Origin of the sequence: Mesorhizobium sp. M2E.F.Ca.ET.209.01.1.1 (genome assembly GCF_004010375.2) — a bacterium.
In the GTDB taxonomy this organism is placed as follows: Bacteria; Pseudomonadota; Alphaproteobacteria; order Rhizobiales; family Rhizobiaceae; genus Mesorhizobium.
The window spans coordinates 1-434 of record NZ_SADP02000202.1 but is presented as its reverse complement, the minus strand read 5'-3'; the positions used below and the strand labels follow the sequence as shown (position 1 = coordinate 434).

The window sequence follows — 434 nt, the reverse complement described above, 5'->3', positions numbered from 1 at the left end:
GGCATCATCCGGTCGCTGGCAAAAGACCGCGCCGTGATGATGGTCGAGCACAATCTCACTGTCGTTGCTGATCTCTGCGACTGGATCACCGTCATGCAGCGCGGCCAGGTGCTCGCGGCCGGCGACTACGCCACCGTCAGCCAGGACGAGCGTGTCCGCGTCGCCTATATGGGGACCGAGCACGAAGAGGGCCGGCATGAGAGGGCCGGGCATGAGTGAGCCGCTGCTTGCCGTGCGCGACCTCCAAGCCTGGTATGGTGAAGGCCACGCCTTGCATGGCGTCAACCTCGATGTCATGCGCGGCGAGACCGTCACCCTGCTTGGCCGCAACGGCGTCGGCAAGACCACGACCTTGCGCGCCATCATGGGGCTGATCCGCAAGCGCTCTGGTAGCGTCACCTTCAACGGCAAGGATCTTCTGCGCCTGCCGCTGC

Annotated in this window: 1 protein-coding gene and 1 pseudogene; both read left to right on the top strand. The window is 65.2% G+C overall.

The window, feature by feature from the left end; genetic code table 11:
* A pseudogene (locus EN852_RS35290) lies at positions 1-219 on the top strand (hypothetical protein); the annotation flags it as partial.
* On the top strand, positions 212-434 hold a 223-nt coding region (locus EN852_RS35285), incomplete at its 3' end, for an ATP-binding cassette domain-containing protein (protein WP_135879635.1). The pseudogene EN852_RS35290 and the gene EN852_RS35285, both read left to right, overlap by 8 nt.